The sequence below is a fragment of the Cryobacterium sp. TMT1-66-1 genome, from assembly GCF_004403435.1.
In the GTDB taxonomy this organism is placed as follows: Bacteria; Actinomycetota; Actinomycetes; order Actinomycetales; family Microbacteriaceae; genus Cryobacterium; species Cryobacterium flavum.
Genome location: NZ_SOGP01000006.1, coordinates 420,286 through 445,207 on the forward strand (window position 1 = coordinate 420,286; position 24,922 = coordinate 445,207).

Consider the following 24,922-nt stretch of genomic DNA (forward strand, 5'->3'; position numbering starts at 1 on the left):
ATTGTTCGCGCCGAAAGCCTCGCCACAGCGGCGTTGAGGCATTCGTGACTTCGCGTCCCTCTATTGACAGGCGCCAGCACATCCACTATTTTTCTTACATGTGCGAATGTTGCACAGGGTGTGCGACGAACGCTCACTCCTGAATAAGTCAAGGAGGACTTATGCGGAACAAGCGGATAGCGACAGCAGTGGCCACGGCGCTTATCGCGGTGTCGATGACGGCGTGCACTCCCGCGCCGGCCGATGCAGAGCGGGAGGCCACGATTCGGGTATGGAACCCTCAGGACCAGTGGCGCAAGACGACGTCCTTTTACCAGGACAACGTCGCCGACTTTGAGAAGAAGTACCCGAACGTGACCGTCGAGTACGTCGATATCCCCTACGGACAGTACGAGGCCCGGTATAACGCTGGCTTTGCCAGCGGACGGGACGCACCCGATATTTTCATGGGGCAAGTGTCGTACTACGGCGGCGCCCTGGGCATCGCCGCCGAAGCCCCCGACGACCTTCAAACGCTGTGGGACGACAAGCTCACTCCCGTCACGAGCAAGAACTTTCAGATCGACGGAGCCTGGCACGGCTACCCAGTCAGCACCGACTTGGGCATGCAGCTCTACTACAACCAGAACCAGTTCGTCGAGGTAGGGCTGGACCCGGCCGATCCGCCCCAGACTTTTGAGGAACTGCGCGAGTATGCGCAGGCGCTGGCCATCCGGGACGGCGACAAGGTCACACGCAACGGCATGGCGCTGCGTTATTCGGGCAACCCGACCGGAATCGTTGACAAAGCCCTCCCGTACATTCACGCTTTTGGAGGCCGCCTCTATGCCGAGGACCAGTCAACCGCAGAAGGCTTCCTCAACAGCGATGAGACCGTCGCCGGAATTCAGTACATGCAAGACCTCGTTGAGAAGGATCAGGTGTCCAGCCTTGAACTCGGCGTGCCGGACGACACCTTCGCCCAGGGGCTCTCGTCCATGACCTTTCGCGAAGGGTGGTACGAGGGCTGGCTGGAACAAAATGCGCCGCAGGTGAACTTTGCCGTCGTTCCCTATCCGGATGGTGAAGCAGGCTACCCGCAGGTGAGCCTGCTCTTCAACTGGGCCTGGATGGTCAACGACAACAGCCCCAACAAAGACATCGCCTGGGACTGGATGCGCACAGTCTCCGATCCGGAGCTCGACCTGGAGCTCGCCCAACTCGAGGGCTACATGCCGGTGTGGACTGAAAATTTCTCCGACCCGTGGGTGACGGAGCGCAGTGATTTCAATGCGGTCGAAAGACAGATCAGTGAGGGCGCCGGCCCGACCTACGATGCCCCGTACACAAACCAGATCGCCGTGACGATCGGAGCCGCCATCGAAGCCGCTCTGCAGGGGGCCGACGTGCGAGAGAGCCTCGACGGTGCCGTAGCCGAGGTGGATTCACTTCTGGAACGCGGCGAGCGGTAGGGTGCGTCGTGGTCACGACGATCTCCCCCACGACAGAACCCTCCGTGGCACCGCCTTCGACCCGTCCAGCGGTGAAGTCAAGATCAGCCAAGTCACGTCGAAGTACTATCCGTGCCTATGCTTTCTTGGCGCCGACTCTCTTCTTCGTCGTCTTGTTGTTCATCATCCCGCTCGGTTACAACATTTTGATCAGCTTCTACGACTGGTCGGTTATCGGCCGGCGCGATTTCATCTGGCTGGACAATTACACGTCCGTCCTCACGAGTGATCGTTTTCTCAACGCAGCCGGGAACACCGTCTACTTCACATTTCTGACGGTACCGATCGGAATAGTCCTCTCGCTCGTCGTCGCGTTGGGTTTCAACGCCCTGACGATCACGAGGGGAGCAAGCCTGGTGCGCGCGCTCTACTTTGCTCCGGTCGTCGCCTCCCTCACCGCCGTCGCCTTCGTCTGGCTGTGGATCTTCAATCCCGCCTACGGCCTGGCAAACGACATCCTGGGCGGTCTGGGTATTTCCGGGCAGGAATGGCTCACGTCAGAAGCCCAATCTATCCCCTCCCTCGCCGTCATGTATGTGTGGGCACGGCTTGGATTCAACGTCATCATTCTGCTTGCCGGGTTGAACGCGATTGATCGTTCGTACTACGAAGCAGCCCGCCTGGATGGCGCGGGACCCATCAGATTGCTGTGGTCCGTGACCCTGCCACTGCTCAACCGGCAGCTGGTCCTGGTCGCGAGCGTTGAGGTGATGAATGCGTTAAAGCTGTTCGAACTTCCTTTCGTAGCGACGAGCGGTGGGCCGGTCGGCTCCAGCCGGTCCATGGTGATGGAAATTTACGAGCTCGCCTTTCGTCTCGATCGTTGGGGTGAGTCGGCCGTCTACGTTGTCGTGCTGTTCGTCTTCCTCGTGCTCGTCACCGGCATCATCCGCAAGGTCTTCACGAAGGACATCTCAGAGTGACCACCCAGATCGATCCCGCATCCGCTTCTCCGACCACAGAACGGCGCAGCACTGGTGCCGGCACAGACCAGCGCGCCGTCACGGCTCGCCGTCGGCCTCGGCGCCGCACCACCGGATCCATCAAACAAGTCGGGCTCTTTGTGGCCCTGCTCCTCGGCAGCCTCATCATGCTCCTGCCTCTGGCCTGGGTGGCCCTGTCATCGCTCAAGGCTCCCGAGGAGATCCTTCAGCTCCCGGTGAAGTGGCTGCCGGACAACTTCTTCAATTTCAGCAATTACGTGCAGCTCTTCGCGCAATACGACTTCGGTCGATACATCGTCAACTCGTTCGTGGTCACCGGGATCGGAATCGTCACGAGCTTGGTTATCGCGCTCCTCGGAGCATATGCCTTCGCCTACTTCACCTTTCCATTCAAAGAACCGCTGTTTCTCGTGGTGCTCGCGCTGTTCATGGTTCCGCAGGAAGCACTCGTGATTCCGATGTACCTGATGATCTCCGGCGCAGGCCTGACCAACACCTATGTCGGGTTGGCCTTTCCCGATCTGTTCACTGTTCTCGGACTCTACCTTCTGCGCCAATTCATGGAGGGTATTCCCTACAGCTATGTCGAGGCGGCCCGGGTTGACGGTGCGAGCGACCTACGAATTCTGATCCGGATCATCACACCGATGGTGGCGCCAGCAATCGTGGTGTTCATCATCATCAAGTTCATGTTCACCTGGAACACCTTTCTCTGGCCGATGCTCGTGGCCCAGAACGAGTCGATGTATACCGTCACTGTTGGACTCGTCAACTTTGCCGGGGGCGAGTTCAACCAGTGGAACCTGATCAACGCCGCGACCATGATCAGCATGATTCCGACGATCATTCTGTTCATCACCCTGCAGCGGTACCTCGTCAAGGGCGTCGCGATGAGCGGCATGAAATAGCCACCCACATTTTCCAACCAACAGACAAAAGGAACACTATGACGCAGCTTCTCGAAAACAAGACCGCCCTGATCACCGGTGGGGGTGTCGGAATCGGTCGAGAGATCGCCCTACAGTTTGCCGATTCCGGTGCCCGAATCGCCGTAACATACCGTACGCACGCGCCAGACGATGATTTCGTCAACCGGATCGAGGCAGCGACCGGCTCGCCGCTCGTGGCCGTCGGCCTCGAGGCAACCGATGAAAGCGCGGTGCAGGCAGCACTCGGTTTAATTAATCGCGATCTGGGTGGCCTCGATATTCTCGTGAATAATGTCGGCGGTCTCGTCCAGCGTTCCAGCATTGGCGAGATGAGCTTCGAACTGTGGCGAACGGTCATGGCAACCAACCTCGACAGCACATTTCTGGCCACCCACTACGCGATGCCGTTCATCCGAGATGGCGGACGCATCATCAACGTCGCCTCTCTCGCCGGAATCAACGGTGCACACAGCGGCGCAACGGCTTATGCAGCGTCCAAGGCAGCCATGTTCGGATTCACCCGCGGATTAGCCAAGGAAGTGGCGCCACGGAACATCACTGTCAACGCACTGGCCCCCGGCTTCATCGAGGCGACCCCCTTCCACGACACGTTCACGACCGCGGAATCGAAACGGGTCACCCTCAGCACAATTCCGCTGCAGCGCGCCGGCATTCCAGCGGATGTGGCTGGTCCAGCTCTTTGGCTCGCGTCTGAGCTGTCGGCGTTCGTGACTGGCACGACCGTGAACATCAACGGCGGAGCATACTTCGCCTAGGCGACGGCCTGATGATCACGTCGCGACTTATTCATCCACAGATTCTTGGCGCGCTGGCTGGAGCAGGCCACGGATCAACCGTGCTGATCACGGACGGGCATTATCCGGCGCGCACGGCCGTCGGTCCCAACGCCAAGACGGTCCACCTCAATCTGGAGGCGGGAGTGCCCACCGTTCCCGATGTCCTATGCCTGATTCTAGAGTCGATCCCGGTGGAGAAAATCACCATGATTCGTCCGGCGCCCGACGCCATTCCGAGCCAGGTGCAGGACGAGGTCGTCGAAACCATCGCGGGGATGGTCACCGCCGATTTCGTGGATCGCTTCGCGTTCTACACTGTTGCGCGATCACCCGACCTGGCCCTGTGCATCGTCACCGGCGACGTCCGACGGTTCGCGAACGTGCTCCTGACGGTGGGCGTACTGGGATCGACTCCCCGGTGGCGGCCCGAAACAGGGGCACCGACGCGGTGACGGTGAATCGGTAACATGAGATGGAGCGACACGATCGTCGTACCCGCACCGGGCACGCCCGGTGAAGGCAATAGCCATCAGTGTTCCGGGCTGTCGGCGGAGTTGAATCGGGAGATGGACGGATGAGCCAAACAGTCAGGCGCGCTATCGAAATTCTCGAATTCTGCAGCGTGCGCCCACGTGAACTCAAAGAGGTCGCTGCGGAAATGGGTGTTCATCGCACCACGGCGCTGCGTTTAGTGCAAACCCTGACCGCGGGCGGTTTCGTGCGCCGTGATGAACTCGGGCGGTACGGCGTGGGCTTTCGATTGGCAGGACTCGCACAACGTGCCCTCGACCAATTCGATCTGCGCAGCGTCGTTCATCCGCACATTGTTGCACTGGGCGATCGGCTCGGTCACACCATCCAATTCGCCGTCCCGCAAGGCGACCACATCATCTACGTCGACAAGATCGAACCGGCGCAGGCCATCAGTCTCAACACGCGGATTGGCGATTTCGTCGTCATTCACACCGCAGGCGTGAGTAAGGCAACACTGGCCAACCTCCCGCCCGAACGGCGTGACGCCATCATCGCTCAAGCGACCTTTGAGAAGTTCACCCCGACCACCATCACCGCCAAGAAGGATTTCCTGGCTCTATTGGCAACCGTGCGGGAGCAGGGTTGGGCAACGGACGACGGCGAGTTTGAATCCTTCACCAATTGCATCGCAGCGCCGGTCTGGGACCACGCGAACGCCGTCGTTGGAGGCATTTCCGTCACGGCGTTCAAGAACAAGGCGGATCTGACTCAGCTCAGAGAGCTGCTGCCAGAACTACTGGCGACAACAACAACAATCTCCATGGAACTCGGGTGGCGCCCGCCCGGTGGGAACCACGAGGCCAGCGACGAGCCCCTGACCGACGAGTAGTCCACGTGGGCGGGGGCTGCTCGAGGCCCGCCGAACGCTTAGCGCGCCAGCTGACCCACGGTATGAAACGGCCAGACCGGTTTGGCCGCCGCCGGACGCGCCTGCTCGTACCAGTGGGTGGCCCGCAGAACCGCCAGATCTTCGAACCGGCGCCCGGCAATGTGCAGCCCGATCGGACGACCGTCGGCCGTGAACCCGCAGTTCACCGAGCTGGCCGGCTGCTCCGAGAAGTTGTACGGCGCGGTAAACGCGATGTGGTCGAGCGAGGTGGCCGCATCATTGGTCGGCATTGGCCACTCCGCCGGAAACGCGGCGACCGGTGACACCGGCGACAGCACGACGTCATACGGCGCCGTGGCCGCGACGGTCGCCGCGCGCAGGTCCTGAATGCTCTGGTAACACCGCACCACCTCGGTGCCCGACACGCCAGCGCCACCCAGCACCCAGTCCCGAATGAAGTCGAGAACCATCGCCTGCCGGGCCGGTTGGAGCACCTCATAGTCGGCGAGGGAACGCACCCGCAGAAACAGGTCGAGGTCGGCGAGGTACTTCTCGGTCATCGGCGGGGCGATCTCCTCCACGATCGCGCCGGCCGCTGCGAAGCGTTCCACCGCCTGCAAAACGGATGCCGCCACTTCCGGGTCGGTCGCCATACCCGCTCCGCCGGCCAGGTGGTACCCGACCCGCAGTCCCGCGACCCCGTCGCCGCCGCAGTGCACGTCGGTCCAGTCCAGGTTCTGCTCGCCGAGACTGGTGTAGTCGCGCGGGTCTGGCTTGGTGAGCACGCCCATGAGCAGGGCGGCGTCATCCACTGTTCTGGTCAGCGGCCCGGCCACCCGGCCCATGTACGGCGGGTCAACAGCGATACGGCCGAAACTCGGTTTCAGGGTCACGAGCCCCAGCCAGGTGGCCGGCAGTCGCAGGGAGCCGCCGATGTCGGAGCCGGTGTGTAGCGGACCGATTCCGGCGGCGGCAGCAGCGCCCGCGCCAGCGCTCGATCCGCCGACGGTCCAGGCCGGGTTCCAGGGGCTGCGGGTGATTCCGTGCAGGCTCGACACGCCGGAGGAGAGCATGCCGTAGTCGGGCATGACCGTGACGCCGAAGATGACCCCGCCGGCCTCGCGGATGCGTGCGGCGCTCGGCCCGTCTTCGGTCGCGACGACGGCGTCGAACTTGGCGGCGGTGCCGGACGGCTGGCTGAAACCGCGCACGGCCACATTTTCCTTGATACTGGTGGGTACGCCGTCGATGGTGCCGAGCGGATGCCCAGCCGCCCACCGCCGTTCGCTGGCCGCGGCCGCATCGAGCGCTCCGATCCGATCGAGGCCCCAAAAGCAGTTCAACTCGGGCTGCAGTCGCTCGGCTTTGTCGAGTACCGCAAGCGTCACCTCCACCGGGGAGAGGCCGCCGCTGCGGTAGCGCGCTACGAGCTCGGTCGCCGGCAGGCATTCGATGGGCGCGGTCTCGATCATGGCATCTCCAATGGGTCAGGTGCGGCTTCAGGGGGCGACGCGGCGGGCCAGCTCGTCCATGGACGGCGTAGCGCTGACCAGTTGGCGCGTGTACGGGTGCAGCGGACCGTCGTAGACATCGGCGGTGGGCCCGCATTCGACGATGCGTCCGTCGGAGATGACAGCTACGGTGTCGCAGAGGTGGCGGATGACGCCGAGGTCGTGCGAGACGAACACGAGAGTGAGCTGATATTCATCGACCAGGTCGGCGAGCAGGTTCAGTACCTGGGCGCGCACCGATACGTCGAGGGCGCTGACCGCCTCGTCGGCCACCAAAACCCGGGGCCTGGTGATGAGGGCCCGTGCAATGGAGATGCGTTGCCGCTGGCCGCCGGAGAACTGGTGCGGATGCCGGTGCATCACGTCGGCGTCGAGCCCGACCGCATTGAGCTGGGCTTCGACCCGGGCGAGGGCCTCGGCCCGATTGACATTGCGCAGGGGTTCGGCGACGATGTCACGCACCTTCATGCGCGGATCGAGGGACCCCATCGGGTCCTGGAACACGATCTGCACCTGGCTGCGAAAGTCGCGCAGGTGCCGTTCGGAGGCGCCCGCGATGGGTTGCCCGAGCACGTCGACCGTGCCGGTCGTCGGTTGGTCGAGGGCGCAGAGGATGCGCATGAGGGTGGATTTGCCGGAGCCGGACTCCCCCACGATGCCGAACCGCTGACCCTCGGCCACGTCGAAGGACACGTCGCGCAGACCATGCACGATGGGTGCCGGTGCGAACAGTCCGCCGCCGCGTCGTCGGTACTGCCGGCTGAGGTTGCGCACCGAGATGGCGGACGCACCGGTCACCTCGTTGAAGATCACCGGCGGGCCGCCCGGCTCGAGGCGCTGGTGGGCGGCGCGGTGCGGCGGCCGGATTACCGCGGCGGCGGCATCCGTGTGAATCTGGCGGGGCGCGGATACTGCCGCGGGTGGCCTGCCGACGACCGGCATCGACATGGTGTGCAGGCGGCCGCGATCGTCGACCGAGGAGAGGTCGGAGGCCGCGATCAGTTTCTGTGTGTACGGATGCTGCGGCGCGGTCAACACACGCCCCACCGGCCCGTCTTCGACGATCTCGCCCCGGTACATCACGAGCACCCGCTGGCAGACGTCGGCGACCACGGCGATGTCGTGGGTGATCAGCAGCAGCGCGGTGCCGCGCTCGGTGACGAGGTTGCCGATGAGCTTCAGAACCTCGGCCTGCACCGTGACGTCGAGGGCCGTGGTCGGTTCGTCGCAGAGCAACAAAAGCGGGTCGTTGGCCATGGCCATCGCCAGCATCACCCGTTGGCGTTGCCCGCCGGAGAGCTGGTGCGGAAAGGCGAGTGCCGCCTCGGCAGGGTTGGGTAGTTTGACCAGGGCCAGAAGCTCAACGGCCCGCTGCCGAGCCTGGCGCCGCCCGGTTTCGGTATGGTGCACCGTCATAATCTCGGCAACCTGGGTGCCGACCCGCATGAGCGGGTTCAGGGCGGTCATCGGTTCCTGAAAAACCATGGCCATGGTGGTGCCGCGCAATTGGTTCAGGCGGCGTTCGGGCGCGGTGAGCAGGTCGGCGTCGACCCCGTTCAGCCGGATCGTGCCGGTGGCCGTGAGGGTTTCCGGCAGCAGCCCCATAACGGAGGTCGCGGTGAGCGACTTTCCCGACCCAGATTCCCCGATCAGGCCGACCCGTTCGCCGGCGGAGATATCGAAGCTGACGCCGTGCAGCAGCTCGGCGAATGGCGAAGCAACCCGGAGGTCGTTCACGCTGAGGGTAGGCACGGTCATCGATTCACCTGCATTCTGGGGTCGAAGCGATCGCGGAGGCCATCCCCGAGCAGGTTGAAGCCGAGCACCGCGATGGCGATGGCGATTCCCGGCCAGACGATGAGCAGCGGTTCAATGAACAGATAACCCTGGGCATCCTGCAGCATGCGGCCCCACGACGGGGTCGGCGGCGGCGTGCCGAGCCCCAAATAGGAGAGGGCGGCTTCGGCGAGAACGGCGATGCCGAAGGAGACCGACGCCTGCACGATGAGCATGCCGCTGATATTGGGCAGAATGTGCCGCATGCCGATGAAGAGGCCGCTCTTGCCCGAGGCGCGGGCGGCCTGCACGTATTCGCGGCTCATGATCTGCATGGTGCCGCTGCGGGCGATCAGGGCGAACGCCGGTGCCGTGCCGATGCCGAGGGCCACCATGGCCGTGACGGTACCAGCGCCGAAGATGGCACCGAAGATGATTGCGAGCAGCAGGGCCGGGAAGGCGAGCGAGATGTCGTTGCCGCGCATCATGAACTGGTCGAGTCGGCCGGGATTCATGCCGGCCACGATGCCGAACGGCACGCCGAGCACGGCCGCGATCCCGACCGCGACGGTGCCCACGAGCAGTGAGATCTGTGCGCCGCGCAGAATGGAGCTGAAGACGTCTCGCCCGAAACTGTCGGTGCCCAGCAGATGTTCGGCGCCGGGCGGGCGCAGGATGGAATCGGAGAAGACCCCTTCCGGGTCGAACGGGGTCCAGAAAGCCGAGACGACGGCGGCCAGCACGACGAGGCCGATGAGTACGAGTCCGACCCAGAGCGTGGCTCGGCCGCTGTGACCGGCAGCACGTCGCGTCGGCGTCCTTGGCTTGATGACGGTCATGTGGCGCTCCGGAGTCGGGGATCGATCAGCGTGAAGGCGAGGTCGACCAGAAAGTTCAGCGCCAGCACGAACACGACCAGTACGAGCACGATGCCCTGCACTGCGGGCAGGTCGCGCAGGGCGACCTTGTCGAGCAGCAGGCTGCCGAGGCCGGGAATGCTGAACACCCGCTCGATCACGACGGCGCCGACCAAAAGGGTGGCGATCTGCAGGCCGAGCACGGTCATCACCGGAACGGCAGCGTTCCGCAGCCCGTGCCGAAACAGTGCCCGCCCCGCGCCGAGGCCTTTGGCCCTGGCGGTGCGGATGAAGTCTTCCCGCATGACCTCCAAAACGGATGAGCGCACGTAGCGGCTGAGCACGGCGCCCTGCACACTGCCGAGGGCGATCGCGGGGAGGATCAGGTGCTCGAGGAATCCGCCGACGTCCTCGCCGGGGTCGACCCAGCCGCCCGCCGGTAGCCAGCGGAGCGTCACGGCGAAGACGGTGACGAGCAGCATCCCGGCCAGAAACCCCGGCACGGCGACGCCGATCTGGCTGATGCCGGAGAGAATCGCTCCGTCGGGCTTTCGCTGCCTGACTGCGGTCAGGATTCCGAACGGGATCGCAAACAGCAGGGCGAGCACGACGCTGGTCAGCACCAGGATCACGGTGATGCCGAGGGCATCCGTTATTTCGGGCCCGATCGGCTGACGCGACACAGTGGAGGTGCCGAAGTCGCCGATGAGCACGTGGCCGAACCAGTCCAGGTAGCGCACGATCGCGGGGCGGTCGAGACCCATGAGTGTGGCTTGCGCTGCAACATCCGCTTCACTCGCCTGCACGCCCAGGGCGATGCGTGCGGCGTTGCCGGGCAGAATTGACAGCATCAGGAACGTCACGATTGAGGCCACGACGACCGTGGTGGCGAACACGCTGATGCGGCGCAGAACCACAAGAACCATAACTTTCCTCTGACTGTTTCTTGGAACACCAACCGTACGCGTTCCGGCAACCTCGCCCTATCGTGCGATGGTCGACAGGTCCAGCGCGAGGCTCGGCGTGTTCTTGGGCACCCCGAGCAGGTCAGCGTCGGCGAGGGAGATGGCCGGCTGCAGATAGAGCCAATCAGCGGCGGCTTCCTCAGCCATGCTGGTCGTGGCCTCCTTCATCAGTTCGATGTAGGTGGCCGGGTCGGCGGCATCCGCTTCGGCAAATTTGGTCATCACCTCGGGCGAGTTGTACCCCGCGTAGTAGGTGGGCGCGGCGAAGACGGTCACGTCACGAGGTTCACTGTGCATGATGAGCGACATGTCGTAGTCGTGGCCCGAGAAGACGTCATCGAGCCACACGGCGGGAAATTCGAGGGCCGTCACGTTGGCGGTGATGCCCACCTTGGCGAGTTGGTCCTTGACGACCTGCGCCCCGGCCACGGCGTACGGAAGGTTGGGAATCTTGAAGGCCACAGTCAGGTCGCTGACTCCGGCTTCGTCGAGCAGTTCGGTGGCTTTCTCGGGGTCGTAGGGGTACAGATCGGCCAGGCTCTTGTCGTACCAGGGGTCGGTCGGCGGCACCATGGAGCCGATCAGCAGGCCGTAACCGCTGTTCGCCGTGTCCATGACGGCCTGACGGTCGATCGCATACATGACCGCCTGCCGCACCCGAACGTCACTGAATGCGTCGCTCGCGTTGTTCATCGACAGGGTAACCTCGCCCGTGCTGGCGCCCTCGAGCACCTGGAAGTCGGCGTTGGCCTTGAACTGGTCGACCAGCTGAAACTGCGAGATGCCCGAGATGAGGTTGATGTCTCCGCTCAGCAGGGCATTGGTCTGCGCTGTTGCGTCGGTGAAGTAACGCAGGGTGACGTCGGTCATATAGGGGGCCTCGCCCCAGTAGTCGGTGTTGGCGGCAAGCACGAGGCTGTCCCCGGTTTTGAACGAGCTGACCGTGTACGGCCCGGTGCCCACCGGGGCGGTGGCCAGGTCAGCGATTCCGGATTCGGTGAACATCGTGCCGACCGGACCACTCATATTGAAGAGCCAGCTGTTGCTCGGCTTTGACAGGGTGATGCGCGCCTCGGTGTCGCTGACGGCCTCGATGCTGGCGATCGGATCAAGGTAGGCCGGCCCGTTGGCGGTCCAGTTGTCCTTGACCCGTTCCAGGCTGAACTTGACGCTCTCGGCCGTGAACGGCGACCCGTCGGAAAAGGTCACGCCCTCGTGCAGCAGAAAGTCATAGACCAGGCCGTCGTCGCTGACGGTCCAGGATGTGGCGAGCAAGGGGATGATGGTGCCGTCGTTGTCGAGTTTCACCAGTCCCTCGTAGACGTTGTAGAGCAGTGCTTGTGGAATGGCGGCACCGGCGGTCGTGGTGTAGTCGAGGTTGCCGGGCGTGGCCAGCAGACCAACGGTCAACGATGTGTCCGGCTCCCCCTCGGCGGTCGTCGAACCGGTGGAACAACCGACCAGGGCCATCGACGCAACCATGACCGTGGCAATGCTGGCGAACAGGCTTCGCCGGGTGTGTGCCCTCATTCGAACGTGCCCCTCTGGTTCGGCTGGCCCGAAAATGAGCGGCCAGAAATACTGTGGAAATGTGCTGTCCATACCGGAGAAATACATGGTCAGACCAGTACACTCTGTACCAAAGTCAGCTTTACATGTAGATCTCAGATCGTCAAGATCGACCCCGATATTGACACCGCTTCAATTGGCGCCAGTTCTATGACGCCGGTCGCAACCTCGAGGGAGTGCCAATGACTCACAAAGCCGCATTTACCGCCGTGAAAACTGTCAAAGCCTACGAACGCGTCGTCGAGCAGATCGAGTCAGCCATCAGCACACGCGACCTCCGCCCCGGCGATCGCCTGCCAAGCGAGCGCGAGCTGATGCTCACCTTCGAAGTCAGCCGGTCGACCATCCGGGAGGCGCTGCGCGTACTCGAGAGCACAGGGCTGGTGCGCTCGCGGCCCGGCGACCCGCGCGGACCCGAGGTTCTGCAAGCGTCTCCGGCCATTCTCACCAAGACCGTGAACCGTCTGGTGCGCCTGGAAACCATCGCACTGTCGGAGCTCGTGGAGTTTCGCATCATGCTGGAGGACGCCGCCTGCACCCTGGCCGCGCAGCACCGCACCGAGGAGCAGCTGGAGGCGATGCGCGCCGCCGTAGACGCCATGCAGGCAGAGATCGCGCACGGTCCGGTCGCCTTCAGCCGAGCGGATGTCGCGTTCCACGCCAGCGTGTGGGCCGCCAGTGACAACCAGCTCATGCAGATCTGCGGGGAGGCAACCCGCGGAGCGCTCATCGACATGGTCACCGGCGGACTCGATCGTTCACCCGACTCGGCGGCCAAGATGGAATTGTCGCTGGCCCACGACCGGGAAATTCTGGCCGCGATCTCCGCGGGCGACGGGCCCACGGCCGGACGGCTGGCGCGGTCATTCGTGATCGAGTACTACGGCGATGTCATCTCTCCGTTGGGCCGGGCAGTGCAGGGCGGCGTAGCGGGAGCGTGACCCAGAGCCGTAAACGTCAGAGCGCTTTGGCGGCCGCGACGAGCACCTGCGCGAGGGTGGGAACACCCGCCGCACGAAAAACCTCGGCACCGGCACCGTTGGTGATGATGACCGTGGGAGTGTTGCGAATGAGCAGCGCCTCGGCCTGCTCGGGTTCACCGGCCACGTCGATCTCGCGCACCGTCGCGCCGGGAACCAGCCGTTTCGCCTCGGCGAGAACCGCGCGCGTTTGCATGCACGGTTCGCAAAATGACGACGAATACAGTGTGAATTCCATCAGGGCCTCGCAGGTGGTGCGTTGAACATCGGTAGCCCTCAAGTTTACAGGCCCTGTCGCAGGCCACCGGTAGACTCGACGCATGACGAACAGCACGACTGGTACAGCACCGACAACATCCCCCGCGACCTCCCCGACGTCGAAAAGCCCCGACCGACTGGTTTGGATCGATTGCGAGATGACCGGGCTCGACCTGGACCGCGACGAACTCGTCGAGATTGCCGTCGTCATCACCGACTACGACCTCAATGTGCTTGACCCCGGCCTTGACATCATAATCAAGCCCAATGACTCCGCCCTCGAAAACATGGGCGACTTCGTGCGCAATATGCACACCTCCTCTGGTCTGATCACCGAGATTCCGGGCGGCGTCAGCGCCGCCGAGGCCGAGTTCCAGGTTCTCGAATATGTCTTGAAGTTCATCCCGTCCGAGCAAAAGGCCCCGCTGGCCGGCAACTCCATTGGCACCGACCGGGCCTTCCTCACCCGCTACATGCCGCGCCTTGACAACCAGCTGCACTACCGCAACGTCGACGTGTCCTCAATCAAGGAGCTCGCCCGACGCTGGTACCCGCGGGTGTACTTCAACGCCCCGGCGAAAGACGGGGGCCACCGCGCCCTCGCCGACATTCTTGAATCAATTCGCGAGCTCGCGTACTACCGTCAGACGGTGTTCGTGGCCGACCCTGGCCCGACCAGTGACGAGGCCAAGTCGCACGCGGCCGAAGTTGTGCACTTATTCGCCTCCGAGGTGTAATAGGATTGCTGAGTTGCCCCGCGTGAAATCGTGGGGACGCATGGTGGGTATAGCTCAGTTGGCAGAGCGCCTGGTTGTGGTCCAGGAGGTCGCGGGTTCAATCCCCGTTACTCACCCCAATGAAACACTGGCTTGTCGGGCGTCGAAGGCAGGCCGCGATGTTACAACTTGACGCGTCCGAATTCGAGCGCCTCGTCGTTGACGAACTCGATCTTCTGCCCGACGACATGGTCGACGGGCTCGACAACGTGATCTTCGTGGTCGAAGACCGTCCCGAAGACGGCAGCCTCGACATCCTGGGCCTGTATGACGGGGTCGCCCTCACCGAGCGCGGCCAGTACGGCTTTGGTGAGATGCCCGATCGTATTGTGCTGTATCGTGAGCCGCTGTTGGCGATCTGCGAAACCCTGGACGACCTGCACGATGAAATTCACATCACCCTGGTGCATGAAATCGCCCATTTCTATGGCATTGATGACGACAGGCTGCACGAACTCGGCTGGGGCTGACTCCGAGCGGTCTAGCCTTGAAGAATGAGCTCCTTCCGTCCCGGCCGTCTCGTTGGCATTCTGGTCGGAACCGTGGTGATCCTCGGCATCGGCGTCTACGGCCCCGCGACGCTGCTGGGGCCCCTGCCACCGGTCACCGCCACCATGGTCACGCCCGCCGTCACGGCCACGGCACCCACTCCCCCGGTGCTTCCCGCCAACGGCGCGAGCGCAATCACCGTGCTCGCCGCCACGACCAGCGACGCATCCGGCACGACGTCAACCAGCGCGGAGGGTTCGCAACCTTCGGCACCGATCGCGGTCGCGGGCACGGCCGAGGCGCTTCCCATGGCCTCCATTGCCAAAGTGGTGACCGCCCTCGTCGTTCTCGACGCGAAACCGATTGTGGCGGGCGAGTCTGGCCCGATCGTGACGCTCACGGCCGCCGATTTTCAGAGCTACCTCGACTACGACAAGGCCGGAGCGCGCTCGGTCGCTGTCTTCGCCGACGAGCAGTGGACCGAACTCGAGCTACTGCAGGCGCTGCTGCTCGGATCGAGCAACAATCACGCCGATACCGTGGCCCGCTGGGCGTTCGGTTCGGTCGACGCCTACGTGGTGGCTGCCAACGCCTGGCTGTCCGACAACGGGCTGACCGGCACCGCCGTCGTCGACGCCACCGGGCTGCACGATGCGAGCGCCGGAACCGCCACTGATCTGGCCCACCTCGCCGGCCTGGCCGCGACCGACCCGATCGTGTCTTCGATGCTGGCCAGTCCTGCAACCGCTTTGGCGAACCGTCGCGGAGTGCAGAATACGACGTCGTACTTGCCCGAGGAGGGCATCACGGGCGTTTCGCGCAGCTATACGGATGCCGCCGGGGTCTGTTTTCTGTTCACCGCCACGGTCAGTGACGGCGCCTCAAGTTTCACGTTCTCCGGTGCGTTTATCGGTGAGCCGACCTATGATGCGCTCACGGCAGACCTGACCGCCCTCATGGCGAGCGCGCGGGCTGGCGTGGGGCCGCTGCCGGTTCTGGCCGCCGGCGATGCCTATGCCACGTTCGAATCGGCGTGGGGCGATGAGGCCTCGGCCGTGGTCGGGGTGTCGCGCACCCGCTACGCCTGGCAGGCCGCGACTCCCGAGGCCGCAACGGTCGAGCTCAAGGACTTCGCCACGGCCCGCACCGGCGCGAACGTGGGCCAGGTGCGGCTCACCGTTGCCGGGGAGAAACTCTCGGCGGCGCTGAAACTGGACCAGGGCATCGCCGACCCGGGGCCGGGCTGGCGGCTGCTGCATCCGATCGTGATGATCACGGCCCTGCTCGACCAGTAGTTCTACAGCGGCTCAACCTCGGTGTCGATGGGGTCGCTGTCGCCCTGGTCGAAGGCGTACCGTACGCGGAGTTGCCCGCTCACGTCACGTTCGTCGACCTCGTCGTACCAGAACACCGACTCGAGGCCGCCGACGGCGGCAACCATGCTGATGCGGGGCGCGTGTTTTCCACGCACGAGCGCGCGGGAATCGATCTGACCCTCAAGCGGCCCGTCGATGAACTCGGCGATGTACAGGGTCGGGGTGTCACTGTCTGGGCTCATGGAACCCAATCTAGTCCCGTGTGGCCTGGAGGCGAACCGTTGCCCGAATCTCGGGCGTTTCCCGCGCGAGGTAGCTGACCCATTCCTGCTGCCACTGGTCCCAGTGGCTTCGAAAGGCTTCGCCGTCGCGACCCAGCGCGCGCCGTTTGCGCAACTCGTCGTCCGCCGCAAACCAGACACGCACGTCGCTGAGCGCTTCGTGCCGGGCGGCGAGGGTTCCGCAGCCCTCCACGATCAGCGGTCGGGCGGCGTCAAGCGGATGCCACTCCGCCGGCTCGTTCACGGCCCAGTCGTAACGCTGCCAGGCCGCGGGGCTACCACTGTATCGGGGATGGAGAATGCACCGGTGCAGGTGCTCGACCGCCGCGTCGAGGCCGTCCCAGCCTGGGTAGATGTCGTCCATCCGCACCAGCTGCGGCGTGTTCGCGCCCGGCCAGTGGGCCACGAGAGCGTCAGCGAGGGTACTCTTGCCGGCGCCGCTCGGTCCGTCGATGAGCACGACCGGGTTCGGTCCGGCCGCGGCCAGGGCTCGCAGCAGCGGTGCCAGCAACGAGTTGATATTGGGGCTGGCTTCAGGCAAGAATAAAGCTCCAGGTCTCTGCCCACACCGCGACGCCGATGGCGATGCCGGCGATGGCGAATCCAGTGGCGACGAGAGCGGCATCCGCTGCCCGAACGCGCGATGGCCTGGCCCAGGTACGGGGCTCGTCGCTGCCGAAGCCGCGGGCTTCCATGGCCGTGGCCAGTTTGCTGCCGCGTCGCACCGAGATGACGAGCAGGGAGAAGGCCGGGCCGAAGAACCGGCGGGCGGCGCCGCGCAGACCGCCGCCATCGCCGACCCCGCGGGCTCGCCGCGCAAGTCCGAGCGAATGCCAGTCGTCGATGAACATGCCCACGAGTCGCAGCCCAGCCAGTCCGCCGAGTACGAACCGAGCTGGCAGGCGCAGTACCTGGGCCAGGCCGTCGGCGAGATCGGTCGGGTCGGTCGTGGCGAGCAGAACGATGCCGGGCAGGCCGATCGCGAGTACTCTCAGCCCGATGGCCAGACCCAGCTGGGCGGAGCCCTCGGTCACCGAGATGAAGCCGAACTGCCAGAGCAGCGCGCCGGAGTCTTCACCGTAAAGAATCGTCGTGATCGATGCCATGGGCGCTGCGATCCAGACCGGCGCCGTGCGCAGCCAGAATTGGCGGGCGCTCAGGCCGCACCAGGCGAGTAGCACGGCCTCGAGCAGCAGGGCCACGCCCGCCGACACCCAGTCGATCGACAGCAGCAGTGCACAGCTCACGATGAGGGCAACGGCGAGCTTGGCCACCGGGTTGAGGCGGGCAACCACGCTGGGGCGGATGCTGGGGGTCATCAGGCTCACGGCTTGGCCACCCCCAGAGTGATCGGCGTGCCGAGTCGATACTCCTCATCTGCGAGAGCGCTGACGAACTGGGCGTCGTGGGTGACCGCAACGATTGCGGTGCCTTCGTCGAGCAGCTCGGCGAGCAGGCCCACAAGTTCCTGCCAGGTACGGGAATCCTGCCCGAACGTCGGCTCATCGAGCACGAGCAGGCGAGGGCGGGTGGCGAGAACGGTGGCGACGGACATCCGTCTCTTTTCGCCGCCGGACAGGGTGAACGGGTTGGCGTCGGCGAGGTGGTCGAGCCGCAGCCGGTGCATGAGCTCGTCGACGCGGCTGGTCTGCTCAGCCGGGCTCAGTCCGAGGGCGTGCGGGCCGATAGTCAGGTCGCCGCGCACCGTGGCGGCCAGAAACTGGTGCTCGGGGTCTTGGAAGACGGCACCGATGCGGGTGAGCAGCTGCCGGGAGCGCCACCGGTGCGGCTCAGCCGGGATGCCAGCCGCCAGGCTGTCGCTCGCGCGCACCGTTCCGCCGGCCGGTTTCAACAGACCGGCCAGGGTCAGGGCGAGGGTGGACTTGCCGGCGCCGTTCGGCCCGGTCACGACGGTGGCCGTGCCGGCGTCGACGGAGAGGGTGATTCCGTCAGCGACGACGGATGCCGCGCGTCGGCCAAACGGAACACGCCCGACCGCGAGTCCCTCGGCCCGCAACAGGCTCTGAGGATTGCTGATCGGGTGCCGCACCGGAAACCGGGGTGGCAGGGCTGGCACCCAGACGCCGGCTTGAGCCAGTCGCTCGCCCTGGATGGCGAGAATCTCGCGCGTCGGCCCGTCGGCCAGCGCACCGCCGGCCGGGTCGAGCACGATGACGCGGTCGACGACGTCCTGCCAGACCTCAACGCGGTGTTCGATGACGACGAAGGTGGCCCCGGAATGGTCGAGGGAGCGCACGACGGCGTCACGCACCTCGATGACCCCGACCGGGTCGAGGTTCGCGGTCGGTTCGTCAAGCAGCAGCAGTCCGGGCTGCATGGCGAGCACACCGGCCAGGGCCAGGCGCTGTTTCTGGCCGCCACTCAGGCTCGACGTGGGATGGTCGAGCGGCAGGTTCAGACCGACCTCGGCAAGGGCACGCCGCACGCGCGGCCAGATCTCTGCCCGCGGAACAGCCAGGTTCTCGCAGCCGAACGCCACGTCGTCGCCGACCCGGGCGAGTACCACCTGGGAGTCCGGGTCCTGCAGCACGAGTCCGACCCGACCCCGGGCCGCGGCCGCGCGCCTGCCGTCAATGAGCAGGCTGCCCGTCTCGTCGCCGTCCTCGGCGGCGCCGAGCACTCCGGCCAACGCGTGCACCAGGGTGCTCTTGCCAGCGCCGCTGGCCCCGAGCAGCAAGACCCGTTCGCCGGGCTCGATCCGCAGGTCGAGCCTCGACACCGCTTGGTTGTGACGTCCGGCATGGCGCCAGCCCCAGCCTCGGGCTTCGATCTGCACGGGCCGAATCTGCGGGCCGGGAGCGGACGCGTGCGACCGAGGGGCTGGCATCCGCTTAACTGATCGCGGCGGGTGCGCGCGAACCTTCCCGGCCGGCGGCGAATCGGCTGAGCGCGCCGGTGCGGGCCAGGCCGCGCACGGCAAGCCAGGACAACAGCCCGGCGAGCACAGTGCCCGATACGACAGCGGATACGAAGTAGACGGCCTTGAAACCGATATCCAGTGCCGCATAGCTGACGGTCGTGTCGAGCAGCCCAACGGCCACGCCGGCGCCGGCGCCGGCGAGGAGGGCGACGCCGAGACGCCAGTTGGCGTACAAGAACAGGGCCAGCACGATCTCCGCGCCGAGGCCCTCGACGATGCCCCAGATGAGCGTGGAGAAGCCCCACTGGGTGCCGATCAGCATCGATACGACGGCCGCGATGACCTCGGTGTAGAGGGCCGCACCGGGCTTGCGAATGATGAGGCCGCCGAGCACTCCGGCAAACAACCAGCCGCCGGCCAACAGGCCTTCGAGGCCGGGCGTGAACGTGAGGATCGCGCTGAGCGGCGACCAGGCGAGGCCCCAGGCCCAGAAGATGACGCCGCTCGCAACGCCAATGACGCTCGCGACGACGATGTCGACGACGCGCCAGCGAAAGTTGCGCGGCTTTTTCGCCGTCGATGCGTCGCGGCTGGACTGATTGAATGATGTCGTTGTAGCGTGCACTGTTCGTGCCCTTTCCGTAGGTGAATACAGGGCACGGGATCGAGAAGCCTCCCTGCGCTGGCATGATCCAGATCAGGTTCGACGGTCGAAGCTTGGTCAGCTTCCTCTCAGCCCGGTGTACCGGACTCCCGTGATCGTGTTCAATTCTAGTGCCCCGCTTAGACTTGTGGCATGGGGACCACGAGATGAGCATCGGCATTCTGCTCGTGCTGGCAGCGCTATACCTCGTATTGATGCGCCGCTTCATTCTGCGCCGCCGTCGTATCGCTGCGGGCCTGCCGGTGAGCGGCCCGTGGCACTTTCCGGCTTGGCTGCGGCGTCGGCTGCCACGCTGGCTGCGCCGTCGGTTCACGCAGGGCGGGTTCGCGGGTCGGTTCGCGCGTCGGCCGCGCTGGCCGCGCCGCTCCCGCTCTGCGCGCAAGCCGCGCGGCAGTCGCCCGGGCCCACCTTATAACCACGGGCCCAGTCTATAAACTGGGCCCGTGGACGGGGTCTGGGCCCCGTCCACGGGCAACATCAGCCGGGGGCGGCTACTTCTTCAGGGCCCGGATCACCCGGGCCAGGGCGCGGCCGGCCACGAGCAGGAACGGCACGCCGACGGCGAGCAGCGCGATGACATTCGGCTCGAATCGGGCGGTACCGCCCGACTTCACGTAGGCGCCGATCGGCAGCGACACTCCGCCCCCACCTCCGCCCGATCCGGCACCGCCCTCACCGGCGTCGCCGCCGCCGAAGCCGTAATAGGTGAGCGCAACGGGTACGAGGGTGACGCCGTCGATTTGCACGGGGTCACCGTAGGCCGATTTCACACCGGCGGAACGGAACGTTTCTGCGAGTTTTTCCGGAAGGCTGGTCATTCCAACAGGGTAGCCGACTCGTGCCTTATGGGCGAGGCTTGAAGAACGAGGCCGGACGCACGATTCCCGCCCCGAATCGCTCGGTCACGGAGTCGACCGCCAGCTCGGCGCCCCGCCAATCCTCGTCGGGATCCCACAGCCCCACCGATCCCGACGCCGTACCCAGCTGCTCGGCCCGCACCCCGATCAGGCGCACGCGGATGCCCGACGCGGCCAGTAGGTCGAACGCGGCCACGGCCTCCTCGTAGATGCGCCGCCCGACATTGCTGGGCTCGGCGAGGGTGCGCGAACGGGTAACCGTGCTGAAATCGGTGTAGCGCAGCTTGAGTGACACGCGCCTGGCCACCAGATCGCCCCTCCGCAGCCGTGCCGCAACGAGGTCACACTGCCGCAGCAACTCGCTGCGCAGTCGGTCAATGTCGGTCACGTCGTGCTCAAACGTGACCTCGTGGCCAACGCTCTTCTCCTCCCGCTCGAGCGTCACCGAACGCGGGTCACGCCCCCAGGACAGCTCGAACAACTTGTGACCGGATGCCTCCCCCAGCGTCCTTTTCAGCACGTCCAGCGGCGCGTGCGCGATGTCGCCGATGAGTTTCAGACCGAGGCGGGTCAGGGTCTGCTCGGTGGCCGCCCCCACGCCCCACAGGGCCGTCACGGGCAGCGGATGCAGGAACTCGATCGTTTCGTCGGCCGGAACGACGAGCAGCCCGTTGGGTTTGGACAGGCCGGAGGCAAGCTTCGCGACGAACTTGGTCGATGCCGCGCCGACGGAGCAGACCAGCCCGGTCTCGGCGAGCACCCGCGCGCGGATGAGTTCGCCGATCACGGCCGGGGAGCCGAACAGATTGGTTGCGCCGGCCACGTCGAGGAAGGCTTCGTCGATACCAAGCCGTTCCACGAGCGGGGTGACGTCGTCGAAAATGCTCATCACCCGGGTGGAATAGTCCCGGTAGAGGCCCATGTGCGGCTCGAGCACGATCGCGTTCGGGCACTGCCGCAGGGCGAGTGCCATCGGCATCGCTGAGTTCACGCCGTAGCGCCGCGCAATATAGTTGGCCGCCGTGACGACCGACCGACCCCCGCGGTGGCCCACGATCACCGGCAGGCGTACGTATTCGGGGTGCGACAGCAGCTCGACCGACACGAAGAACGCATCGAGGTCAACGTGCAGCACCGTCGCTGAACGGTCATCGACGTCGTCCGCCGAAATCTGCCGCCCACTGCCGTCCTGTCTGCCCACCGAAAAACCCTAACCCGTTCCGGTCACGAACGGCTAGCGCACAACCTTTTCGGCGCCGGCAATGCGCTGCGCGAAGTAGATGGGAATGATCGAAACCAGCACGAGCACCACGGCGATGACATTGACGACCGGCGCCTGGTTGGGCCGGAACAGGTTGTCCAGAATCCACAACGGCAGGGTCTTCACACTCGATCCGGCGGTGAACGTCGTCACGATGATCTCGTCAAAGCTCAGGGCGAAGGCGAGCAGGCCGCCGGCGAACAGGGCTGACCGCAACTGGGGAAAGGTTACCAGGCGAAACGTGGTCCAGATTCCGGCGCCGAGATCCGACGAGGCATCTTCGAGGCTCGTGCCGAGGCGCCGCAGCCGGGCGATCACGTTGTTGAACACGGTCACGATACAAAACGTGGCGTGGGCGATGATGAGCGTCAGAATCGACAGTTGCACGCCGAGTCCGGTACGGAAGGCATTGTTCAGGGCGATGCCGGTGACGATGCCGGGCAGCGCGATAGGCAGGATGACCAGCAGGCTGATGGCATCCCGGCCGAAGAATTCGAAGCGTTGCAGCCCGAGCGAGATGAGCGTGCCGAGCACGAGCGCCACCGCCGTCGAGGCCAGGGCCACTTGCAGGCTGGTCAGCACCGCGTCAAGGGCACCGTCGCTCTGAAACGCCTTGGCCCACCATTCCAAGGTGAAGCCCGGCGGCGGCCAGGTGAGGTTCTGGCTGGTGCTGAAGGAGTTCACGAAGACCACGAGCAAGGGCAGATAGATAAGGGCCAGCACCACGGCCGTGATGGCCGCGAGCAGACCACGGGCGGGGCGACTCAGACGCATGGCAGGGCTCCTACAGGTTGTTGAGTGCGCCCGTGCGCCGCACGGCGGCGAGGTAGGCGAAGATGATCAAAATGGGAATGAGCGCGATCGCGGCCGCGAGCGGCAGGTTGTTCGCGGCCCCCACGTTGGTGTAGACGAGGTTGCCGAGCATCTGGTTGGCCCCGCCGACGATATTTACGGTGATGTAGTCACCGAGCGACAGCGAGAAACTGAAGATCGACCCGGCAATGATCGCCGGCCAGATCATGGGCAGTACTACCAGGCGCAGCGTCGCCCAGGTACCCCCGCCAAGATCACCGGATGCCTCCAGCAGTGAATCCGGCACCCGCTCCAGTCCCGCATAGATCGGCAGAATGACGTACGGCAACCACAGGTAGGACAGGGTGATGATCGTTGCCGGCAGACCGTAACCGGGACTGTGCCCGCCAAACGGCGACACCAGCCATTCGAAAATTCCACCCTGGGAGAGCACCGATCGCCAGGCGTACGCCTTCACCAGGTAGCTCGCCCAGAGCGGCATCAGAATGGCGATCACAAGAATCCGCTGGGCGCTAGGGCTCGCCACCTTGGCCATGTAGAACGCGATTGGAAGCGCGACCACAATGTCGATGATCGTGACCAGCAGCGCCACGCCGACCGTGCGCAGCGTGACGGTTTGGTAAAGCGAACCGGTGAGCACCGCCACGATGTTGTCGAGGGTCCAGGTTTGCGAAATCTGCCCGGTGAACGAGTCCACCGTCCACAGGGCGGTGATCAGCAGTGCGGCGAGGGCCGCGACGTAGACCAGGCCGAGCCAGAATAGGGGGGCACTCAGCAGCAGTGACAGCCGCAGTCGTGGGTGCCGGCTGAGAAAGACCGAGCCCCGCCGGGCGATGGTGCGACGGTGCTGGGGCACCACCGCCCGGCGGGTGGGTGGCGCGGGAGCGTCAACCGTCATGATTCTTCCTTCTGTCTGACTCGAGCAGGCGGATTAGCCCTTGATTTCTTGCCAGGCGGTGGTCCAGTCGGAGTAATCGGTGCACTGCACGTCGGTGCGCCCGTCGAGGCACTCCGCGATCGGTGTCGACCAGTACCAGATCTGCGCCGCGTAGTCGGCGTCGCCGGCGTGGTAGCTGGCACAGTGGTTGGGGTTGACCGTGAAGTCGCAGGCTCCGGCGTTGGACGGTGCCTCACCGAAGTACTCGGTGGCTTGCGCGTTGGCTTCGGGGCTCGCGATGTAGTCCAGCCAGGCGTAGGCGCAGTTGGGGCTCTTCGCGCCTGCGGCGATCATCCAGGTGTCCGACCAGCCGGTCGCGCCTTCCTCGGGCAGCACGACTTCGGCCGGGGTACCCTCAGCGAGCGAGTTACGAATGACCTGCCAGGTGGTACCGACCACGGTGTCGCCGGTTTCGAAGGCCTGCACCTCCTTGAGGTAGTCCGACCAGTATTCGCCCACGTTAATGCGCTGGTTCTTGAACAGCTCAACGGATGCCGCCAGCTGCGTTTCGTCGAGCGCGTACGGGTTCTTAATTCCCAGTTCCGGCTGGTGAGCCATGAGGTAGACCGCGGCATCCGCTATCGAAATCGGCGAATCGTAGGCGGTCACCGCACCCTTGTAGTCGGACGACTTGTCGAAGACGACATTCCACGACGTGGGTGCCGGGGTCACGACCTCCGTGTTGTACATGAGCAGGTTGGCACCATAGCCGTGCGGAATGCCGTAGGAGACACCGTCGACGCTGTTCCAGGACTGCATCTTCAGAAAGTCGAAGATGCCCGCGTAGTTGGGAATGAGGTCGGTGTTGACCGGGGCCACGTCCCCCGCGGCGACAAGCCGCAGGGAGGCATCACCGGAGGCCGCGACGACGTCGTAGTCACCGGTCTTCATGAGGCTGAAGGCTTCGTCGGAGGTGCCGTAGGTCTTGCTGGTGACCGTGCAGCCGGTCTTCTCTTCGAAGGCGCTGACCCAGTCGACCGTTGGATCGTTGCTGCCGTCTTCGACGTAGCCGGGCCAGGCCAGCAGCGAGACGCTGCCTTCCATCTCGCCGAGCTCGGCCTGAGCCTCGGTCGGCGCAGCGGTGCCGCCGCCCTGGCTGGTACCGCAGGCGGTGAGAAGAAGGGCAACCGACACGATCGCGACGCCGCTGAGGGCGCCAGCGGTGAAGCGGGTACGGGTAGAACTGCGTTTCATGACTTTCTCCATTC

The 24,922-nt window shown here is 65.0% G+C and carries 27 protein-coding genes, 1 tRNA gene and 1 riboswitch; of the genes, 12 read left to right on the forward strand and 16 right to left on the reverse strand.

The window, feature by feature from the left end; genetic code table 11:
* The first annotated feature begins 161 nt into the window (after positions 1-161).
* The 6 genes from E3T29_RS04480 to E3T29_RS04505 all read left to right on the forward strand — a co-directional run bounded on the left by E3T29_RS04480 (position 162) and on the right by E3T29_RS04505 (position 5,523).
* Positions 162-1,451, forward strand: coding sequence for an ABC transporter substrate-binding protein (locus E3T29_RS04480; RefSeq protein ID WP_134344237.1), 1,290 nt, complete (start codon positions 162-164; stop codon positions 1,449-1,451).
* A gap of 125 nt (positions 1,452-1,576) precedes the next feature.
* Complete coding sequence (locus E3T29_RS04485; protein ID WP_166792321.1) at positions 1,577-2,413, forward strand: carbohydrate ABC transporter permease; 837 nt, start codon at positions 1,577-1,579, stop codon at positions 2,411-2,413.
* The gene (locus E3T29_RS04490; protein WP_134344240.1) at positions 2,410-3,342 is read left to right on the forward strand and encodes a carbohydrate ABC transporter permease; all 933 of its coding nucleotides are present in this window, start codon (positions 2,410-2,412) and stop codon (positions 3,340-3,342) included. The genes E3T29_RS04485 and E3T29_RS04490 overlap by 4 nt, the downstream gene beginning before the upstream one ends.
* 38 nt (positions 3,343-3,380) lie before the next feature.
* On the forward strand, positions 3,381-4,139 hold the full coding sequence (locus E3T29_RS04495) for an SDR family NAD(P)-dependent oxidoreductase (RefSeq protein ID WP_134344242.1): 759 nt from the start codon (positions 3,381-3,383) through the stop codon (positions 4,137-4,139).
* A gap of 11 nt (positions 4,140-4,150) precedes the next feature.
* Positions 4,151-4,612: an RbsD/FucU family protein gene (locus E3T29_RS04500; RefSeq protein WP_134344244.1), complete on the forward strand. Its 462-nt coding sequence runs from the start codon at positions 4,151-4,153 to the stop codon at positions 4,610-4,612.
* A 122-nt stretch (positions 4,613-4,734) separates the two neighbouring features.
* Positions 4,735-5,523 (forward strand): IclR family transcriptional regulator, encoded by a 789-nt coding sequence (locus tag E3T29_RS04505; RefSeq protein ID WP_134344245.1) that lies wholly within the window; start codon positions 4,735-4,737, stop codon positions 5,521-5,523.
* 38 nt (positions 5,524-5,561) lie between these two features.
* Here the strand turns inward: E3T29_RS04505 and E3T29_RS04510 are convergent, their stop codons facing one another.
* From E3T29_RS04510 to E3T29_RS04530, 5 genes are read right to left on the reverse strand one after another with little or no spacing between them, the layout of a single operon-like run.
* A complete protein-coding gene (locus E3T29_RS04510; RefSeq protein WP_134344247.1) occupies positions 5,562-6,995 on the reverse strand; it encodes an amidase in 1,434 nt (477 codons plus the stop codon).
* Between the two features lie 27 nt (positions 6,996-7,022).
* Entirely contained in the window at positions 7,023-8,792 is a 1,770-nt protein-coding gene (locus tag E3T29_RS04515; RefSeq protein ID WP_134344249.1) for an ABC transporter ATP-binding protein, read from the reverse strand.
* The gene (locus tag E3T29_RS04520) at positions 8,789-9,649 is read right to left on the reverse strand and encodes an ABC transporter permease (RefSeq protein WP_134344250.1); all 861 of its coding nucleotides are present in this window, start codon (positions 9,647-9,649) and stop codon (positions 8,789-8,791) included. Before E3T29_RS04520 ends, E3T29_RS04515 begins: the two co-directional genes overlap by 4 nt.
* The gene (locus tag E3T29_RS04525) at positions 9,646-10,593 is read right to left on the reverse strand and encodes an ABC transporter permease (RefSeq protein WP_134344252.1); all 948 of its coding nucleotides are present in this window, start codon (positions 10,591-10,593) and stop codon (positions 9,646-9,648) included. The genes E3T29_RS04520 and E3T29_RS04525 overlap by 4 nt, the downstream gene beginning before the upstream one ends.
* Before the next feature lie 57 nt (positions 10,594-10,650).
* Entirely contained in the window at positions 10,651-12,162 is a 1,512-nt protein-coding gene (locus E3T29_RS04530) for an ABC transporter substrate-binding protein (RefSeq protein ID WP_134344254.1), read from the reverse strand.
* Positions 12,163-12,383: 221 nt separating this feature from the next.
* Here E3T29_RS04530 and E3T29_RS04535 point away from each other — a divergent pair, with 221 nt between their 5' ends.
* Positions 12,384-13,142, forward strand: a complete 759-nt coding sequence (locus tag E3T29_RS04535) for a FadR/GntR family transcriptional regulator (RefSeq protein WP_134344256.1) — start codon at positions 12,384-12,386, stop codon at positions 13,140-13,142.
* A 16-nt stretch (positions 13,143-13,158) separates the two neighbouring features.
* Here the strand turns inward: E3T29_RS04535 and E3T29_RS04540 are convergent, their stop codons facing one another.
* A complete protein-coding gene (locus E3T29_RS04540) occupies positions 13,159-13,377 on the reverse strand; it encodes a thioredoxin (protein ID WP_240607393.1) in 219 nt (72 codons plus the stop codon).
* Positions 13,378-13,501: 124 nt separating this feature from the next.
* Between E3T29_RS04540 and orn the strand changes: the two genes are divergently transcribed.
* The 4 genes from orn (at position 13,502) to E3T29_RS04560 (ending at position 15,999) form a co-directional block, all read left to right on the forward strand.
* The gene (orn, locus tag E3T29_RS04545; RefSeq protein ID WP_092341137.1) at positions 13,502-14,176 is read left to right on the forward strand and encodes an oligoribonuclease; all 675 of its coding nucleotides are present in this window, start codon (positions 13,502-13,504) and stop codon (positions 14,174-14,176) included.
* A gap of 43 nt (positions 14,177-14,219) precedes the next feature.
* Positions 14,220-14,295 (forward strand) — tRNA-His (locus tag E3T29_RS04550).
* A gap of 39 nt (positions 14,296-14,334) precedes the next feature.
* Positions 14,335-14,685 (forward strand): metallopeptidase family protein, encoded by a 351-nt coding sequence (locus E3T29_RS04555; protein ID WP_134344258.1) that lies wholly within the window; start codon positions 14,335-14,337, stop codon positions 14,683-14,685.
* A 24-nt stretch (positions 14,686-14,709) separates the two neighbouring features.
* Entirely contained in the window at positions 14,710-15,999 is a 1,290-nt protein-coding gene (locus E3T29_RS04560) for a hypothetical protein (protein ID WP_134344259.1), read from the forward strand.
* Between the two features lie 2 nt (positions 16,000-16,001).
* Here E3T29_RS04560 and E3T29_RS04565 read toward each other — a convergent pair whose 3' ends face one another.
* From E3T29_RS04565 to E3T29_RS04585, 5 genes are read right to left on the reverse strand one after another with little or no spacing between them, the layout of a single operon-like run.
* Positions 16,002-16,262 (reverse strand): hypothetical protein, encoded by a 261-nt coding sequence (locus E3T29_RS04565; RefSeq protein ID WP_092341140.1) that lies wholly within the window; start codon positions 16,260-16,262, stop codon positions 16,002-16,004.
* A gap of 10 nt (positions 16,263-16,272) precedes the next feature.
* Positions 16,273-16,842: an AAA family ATPase gene (locus tag E3T29_RS04570; RefSeq protein ID WP_241987634.1), complete on the reverse strand. Its 570-nt coding sequence runs from the start codon at positions 16,840-16,842 to the stop codon at positions 16,273-16,275.
* Complete coding sequence (locus E3T29_RS04575) at positions 16,835-17,620, reverse strand: energy-coupling factor transporter transmembrane component T (RefSeq protein WP_174776400.1); 786 nt, start codon at positions 17,618-17,620, stop codon at positions 16,835-16,837. Before E3T29_RS04575 ends, E3T29_RS04570 begins: the two co-directional genes overlap by 8 nt.
* A 5-nt stretch (positions 17,621-17,625) precedes the next feature.
* Positions 17,626-19,149: an ABC transporter ATP-binding protein gene (locus tag E3T29_RS04580; RefSeq protein WP_134344265.1), complete on the reverse strand. Its 1,524-nt coding sequence runs from the start codon at positions 19,147-19,149 to the stop codon at positions 17,626-17,628.
* Between the two features lie 4 nt (positions 19,150-19,153).
* Positions 19,154-19,807, reverse strand: coding sequence for an ECF transporter S component (locus tag E3T29_RS04585; RefSeq protein WP_134344266.1), 654 nt, complete (start codon positions 19,805-19,807; stop codon positions 19,154-19,156).
* 32 nt (positions 19,808-19,839) lie between these two features.
* Positions 19,840-19,949, reverse strand: a riboswitch (TPP riboswitch).
* Positions 19,950-19,992: 43 nt separating this feature from the next.
* On the opposite strand from E3T29_RS04585, the gene E3T29_RS04590 reads away from it, so the two are divergent.
* Positions 19,993-20,280 (forward strand): hypothetical protein, encoded by a 288-nt coding sequence (locus E3T29_RS04590; RefSeq protein WP_134344268.1) that lies wholly within the window; start codon positions 19,993-19,995, stop codon positions 20,278-20,280.
* Between the two features lie 57 nt (positions 20,281-20,337).
* On the opposite strand, the gene E3T29_RS04595 is transcribed toward E3T29_RS04590, so the two are convergent.
* The 5 genes from E3T29_RS04595 to E3T29_RS04615 are packed head-to-tail and all read right to left on the reverse strand — an operon-like array spanning position 20,338 to position 24,908.
* Entirely contained in the window at positions 20,338-20,664 is a 327-nt protein-coding gene (locus tag E3T29_RS04595) for a hypothetical protein (RefSeq protein WP_105036459.1), read from the reverse strand.
* Positions 20,665-20,689: 25 nt separating this feature from the next.
* Positions 20,690-21,904 carry a DNA polymerase IV gene (gene dinB, locus E3T29_RS04600; protein ID WP_134344270.1) on the reverse strand — a complete coding sequence of 405 codons (1,215 nt, stop codon included), beginning with the start codon at positions 21,902-21,904 and terminating at the stop codon, positions 20,690-20,692.
* A 33-nt stretch (positions 21,905-21,937) separates the two neighbouring features.
* A complete protein-coding gene (locus tag E3T29_RS04605; RefSeq protein WP_134344271.1) occupies positions 21,938-22,738 on the reverse strand; it encodes an ABC transporter permease in 801 nt (266 codons plus the stop codon).
* Positions 22,739-22,748: 10 nt separating this feature from the next.
* Complete coding sequence (locus E3T29_RS04610; RefSeq protein WP_134344273.1) at positions 22,749-23,675, reverse strand: ABC transporter permease; 927 nt, start codon at positions 23,673-23,675, stop codon at positions 22,749-22,751.
* A gap of 33 nt (positions 23,676-23,708) precedes the next feature.
* Positions 23,709-24,908, reverse strand: a complete 1,200-nt coding sequence (locus E3T29_RS04615) for an ABC transporter substrate-binding protein (protein ID WP_134344275.1) — start codon at positions 24,906-24,908, stop codon at positions 23,709-23,711.
* Between the last annotated feature and the right edge of the window lie 14 nt (positions 24,909-24,922).

Coding starts and splice junctions, on each gene's coding strand:
- E3T29_RS04610 (WP_134344273.1), bottom strand. CDS start 23,675: ATGACGGTTGACGCTCCCGCGCCACCCACCCGCCGGGCGGTGGTGCCC.
- E3T29_RS04535 (WP_134344256.1), top strand. CDS start 12,384: ATGACTCACAAAGCCGCATTTACCGCCGTGAAAACTGTCAAAGCCTAC.
- E3T29_RS04575 (WP_174776400.1), bottom strand. CDS start 17,620: ATGACCCCCAGCATCCGCCCCAGCGTGGTTGCCCGCCTCAACCCGGTG.
- E3T29_RS04500 (WP_134344244.1), top strand. CDS start 4,151: ATGATCACGTCGCGACTTATTCATCCACAGATTCTTGGCGCGCTGGCT.
- E3T29_RS04510 (WP_134344247.1), bottom strand. CDS start 6,995: ATGATCGAGACCGCGCCCATCGAATGCCTGCCGGCGACCGAGCTCGTA.
- E3T29_RS04605 (WP_134344271.1), bottom strand. CDS start 22,738: ATGCGTCTGAGTCGCCCCGCCCGTGGTCTGCTCGCGGCCATCACGGCC.
- E3T29_RS04540 (WP_240607393.1), bottom strand. CDS start 13,377: ATGCAAACGCGCGCGGTTCTCGCCGAGGCGAAACGGCTGGTTCCCGGC.
- E3T29_RS04580 (WP_134344265.1), bottom strand. CDS start 19,149: ATGCCAGCCCCTCGGTCGCACGCGTCCGCTCCCGGCCCGCAGATTCGG.
- E3T29_RS04495 (WP_134344242.1), top strand. CDS start 3,381: ATGACGCAGCTTCTCGAAAACAAGACCGCCCTGATCACCGGTGGGGGT.
- E3T29_RS04530 (WP_134344254.1), bottom strand. CDS start 12,162: ATGAGGGCACACACCCGGCGAAGCCTGTTCGCCAGCATTGCCACGGTC.
- E3T29_RS04560 (WP_134344259.1), top strand. CDS start 14,710: ATGAGCTCCTTCCGTCCCGGCCGTCTCGTTGGCATTCTGGTCGGAACC.
- E3T29_RS04525 (WP_134344252.1), bottom strand. CDS start 10,593: ATGGTTCTTGTGGTTCTGCGCCGCATCAGCGTGTTCGCCACCACGGTC.
- E3T29_RS04565 (WP_092341140.1), bottom strand. CDS start 16,262: ATGAGCCCAGACAGTGACACCCCGACCCTGTACATCGCCGAGTTCATC.
- E3T29_RS04590 (WP_134344268.1), top strand. CDS start 19,993: ATGAGCATCGGCATTCTGCTCGTGCTGGCAGCGCTATACCTCGTATTG.
- E3T29_RS04505 (WP_134344245.1), top strand. CDS start 4,735: ATGAGCCAAACAGTCAGGCGCGCTATCGAAATTCTCGAATTCTGCAGC.
- E3T29_RS04595 (WP_105036459.1), bottom strand. CDS start 20,664: ATGACCAGCCTTCCGGAAAAACTCGCAGAAACGTTCCGTTCCGCCGGT.
- E3T29_RS04555 (WP_134344258.1), top strand. CDS start 14,335: ATGTTACAACTTGACGCGTCCGAATTCGAGCGCCTCGTCGTTGACGAA.
- E3T29_RS04515 (WP_134344249.1), bottom strand. CDS start 8,792: ATGACCGTGCCTACCCTCAGCGTGAACGACCTCCGGGTTGCTTCGCCA.
- orn (WP_092341137.1), top strand. CDS start 13,502: ATGACGAACAGCACGACTGGTACAGCACCGACAACATCCCCCGCGACC.
- E3T29_RS04615 (WP_134344275.1), bottom strand. CDS start 24,908: ATGAAACGCAGTTCTACCCGTACCCGCTTCACCGCTGGCGCCCTCAGC.
- E3T29_RS04480 (WP_134344237.1), top strand. CDS start 162: ATGCGGAACAAGCGGATAGCGACAGCAGTGGCCACGGCGCTTATCGCG.
- E3T29_RS04520 (WP_134344250.1), bottom strand. CDS start 9,649: ATGACCGTCATCAAGCCAAGGACGCCGACGCGACGTGCTGCCGGTCAC.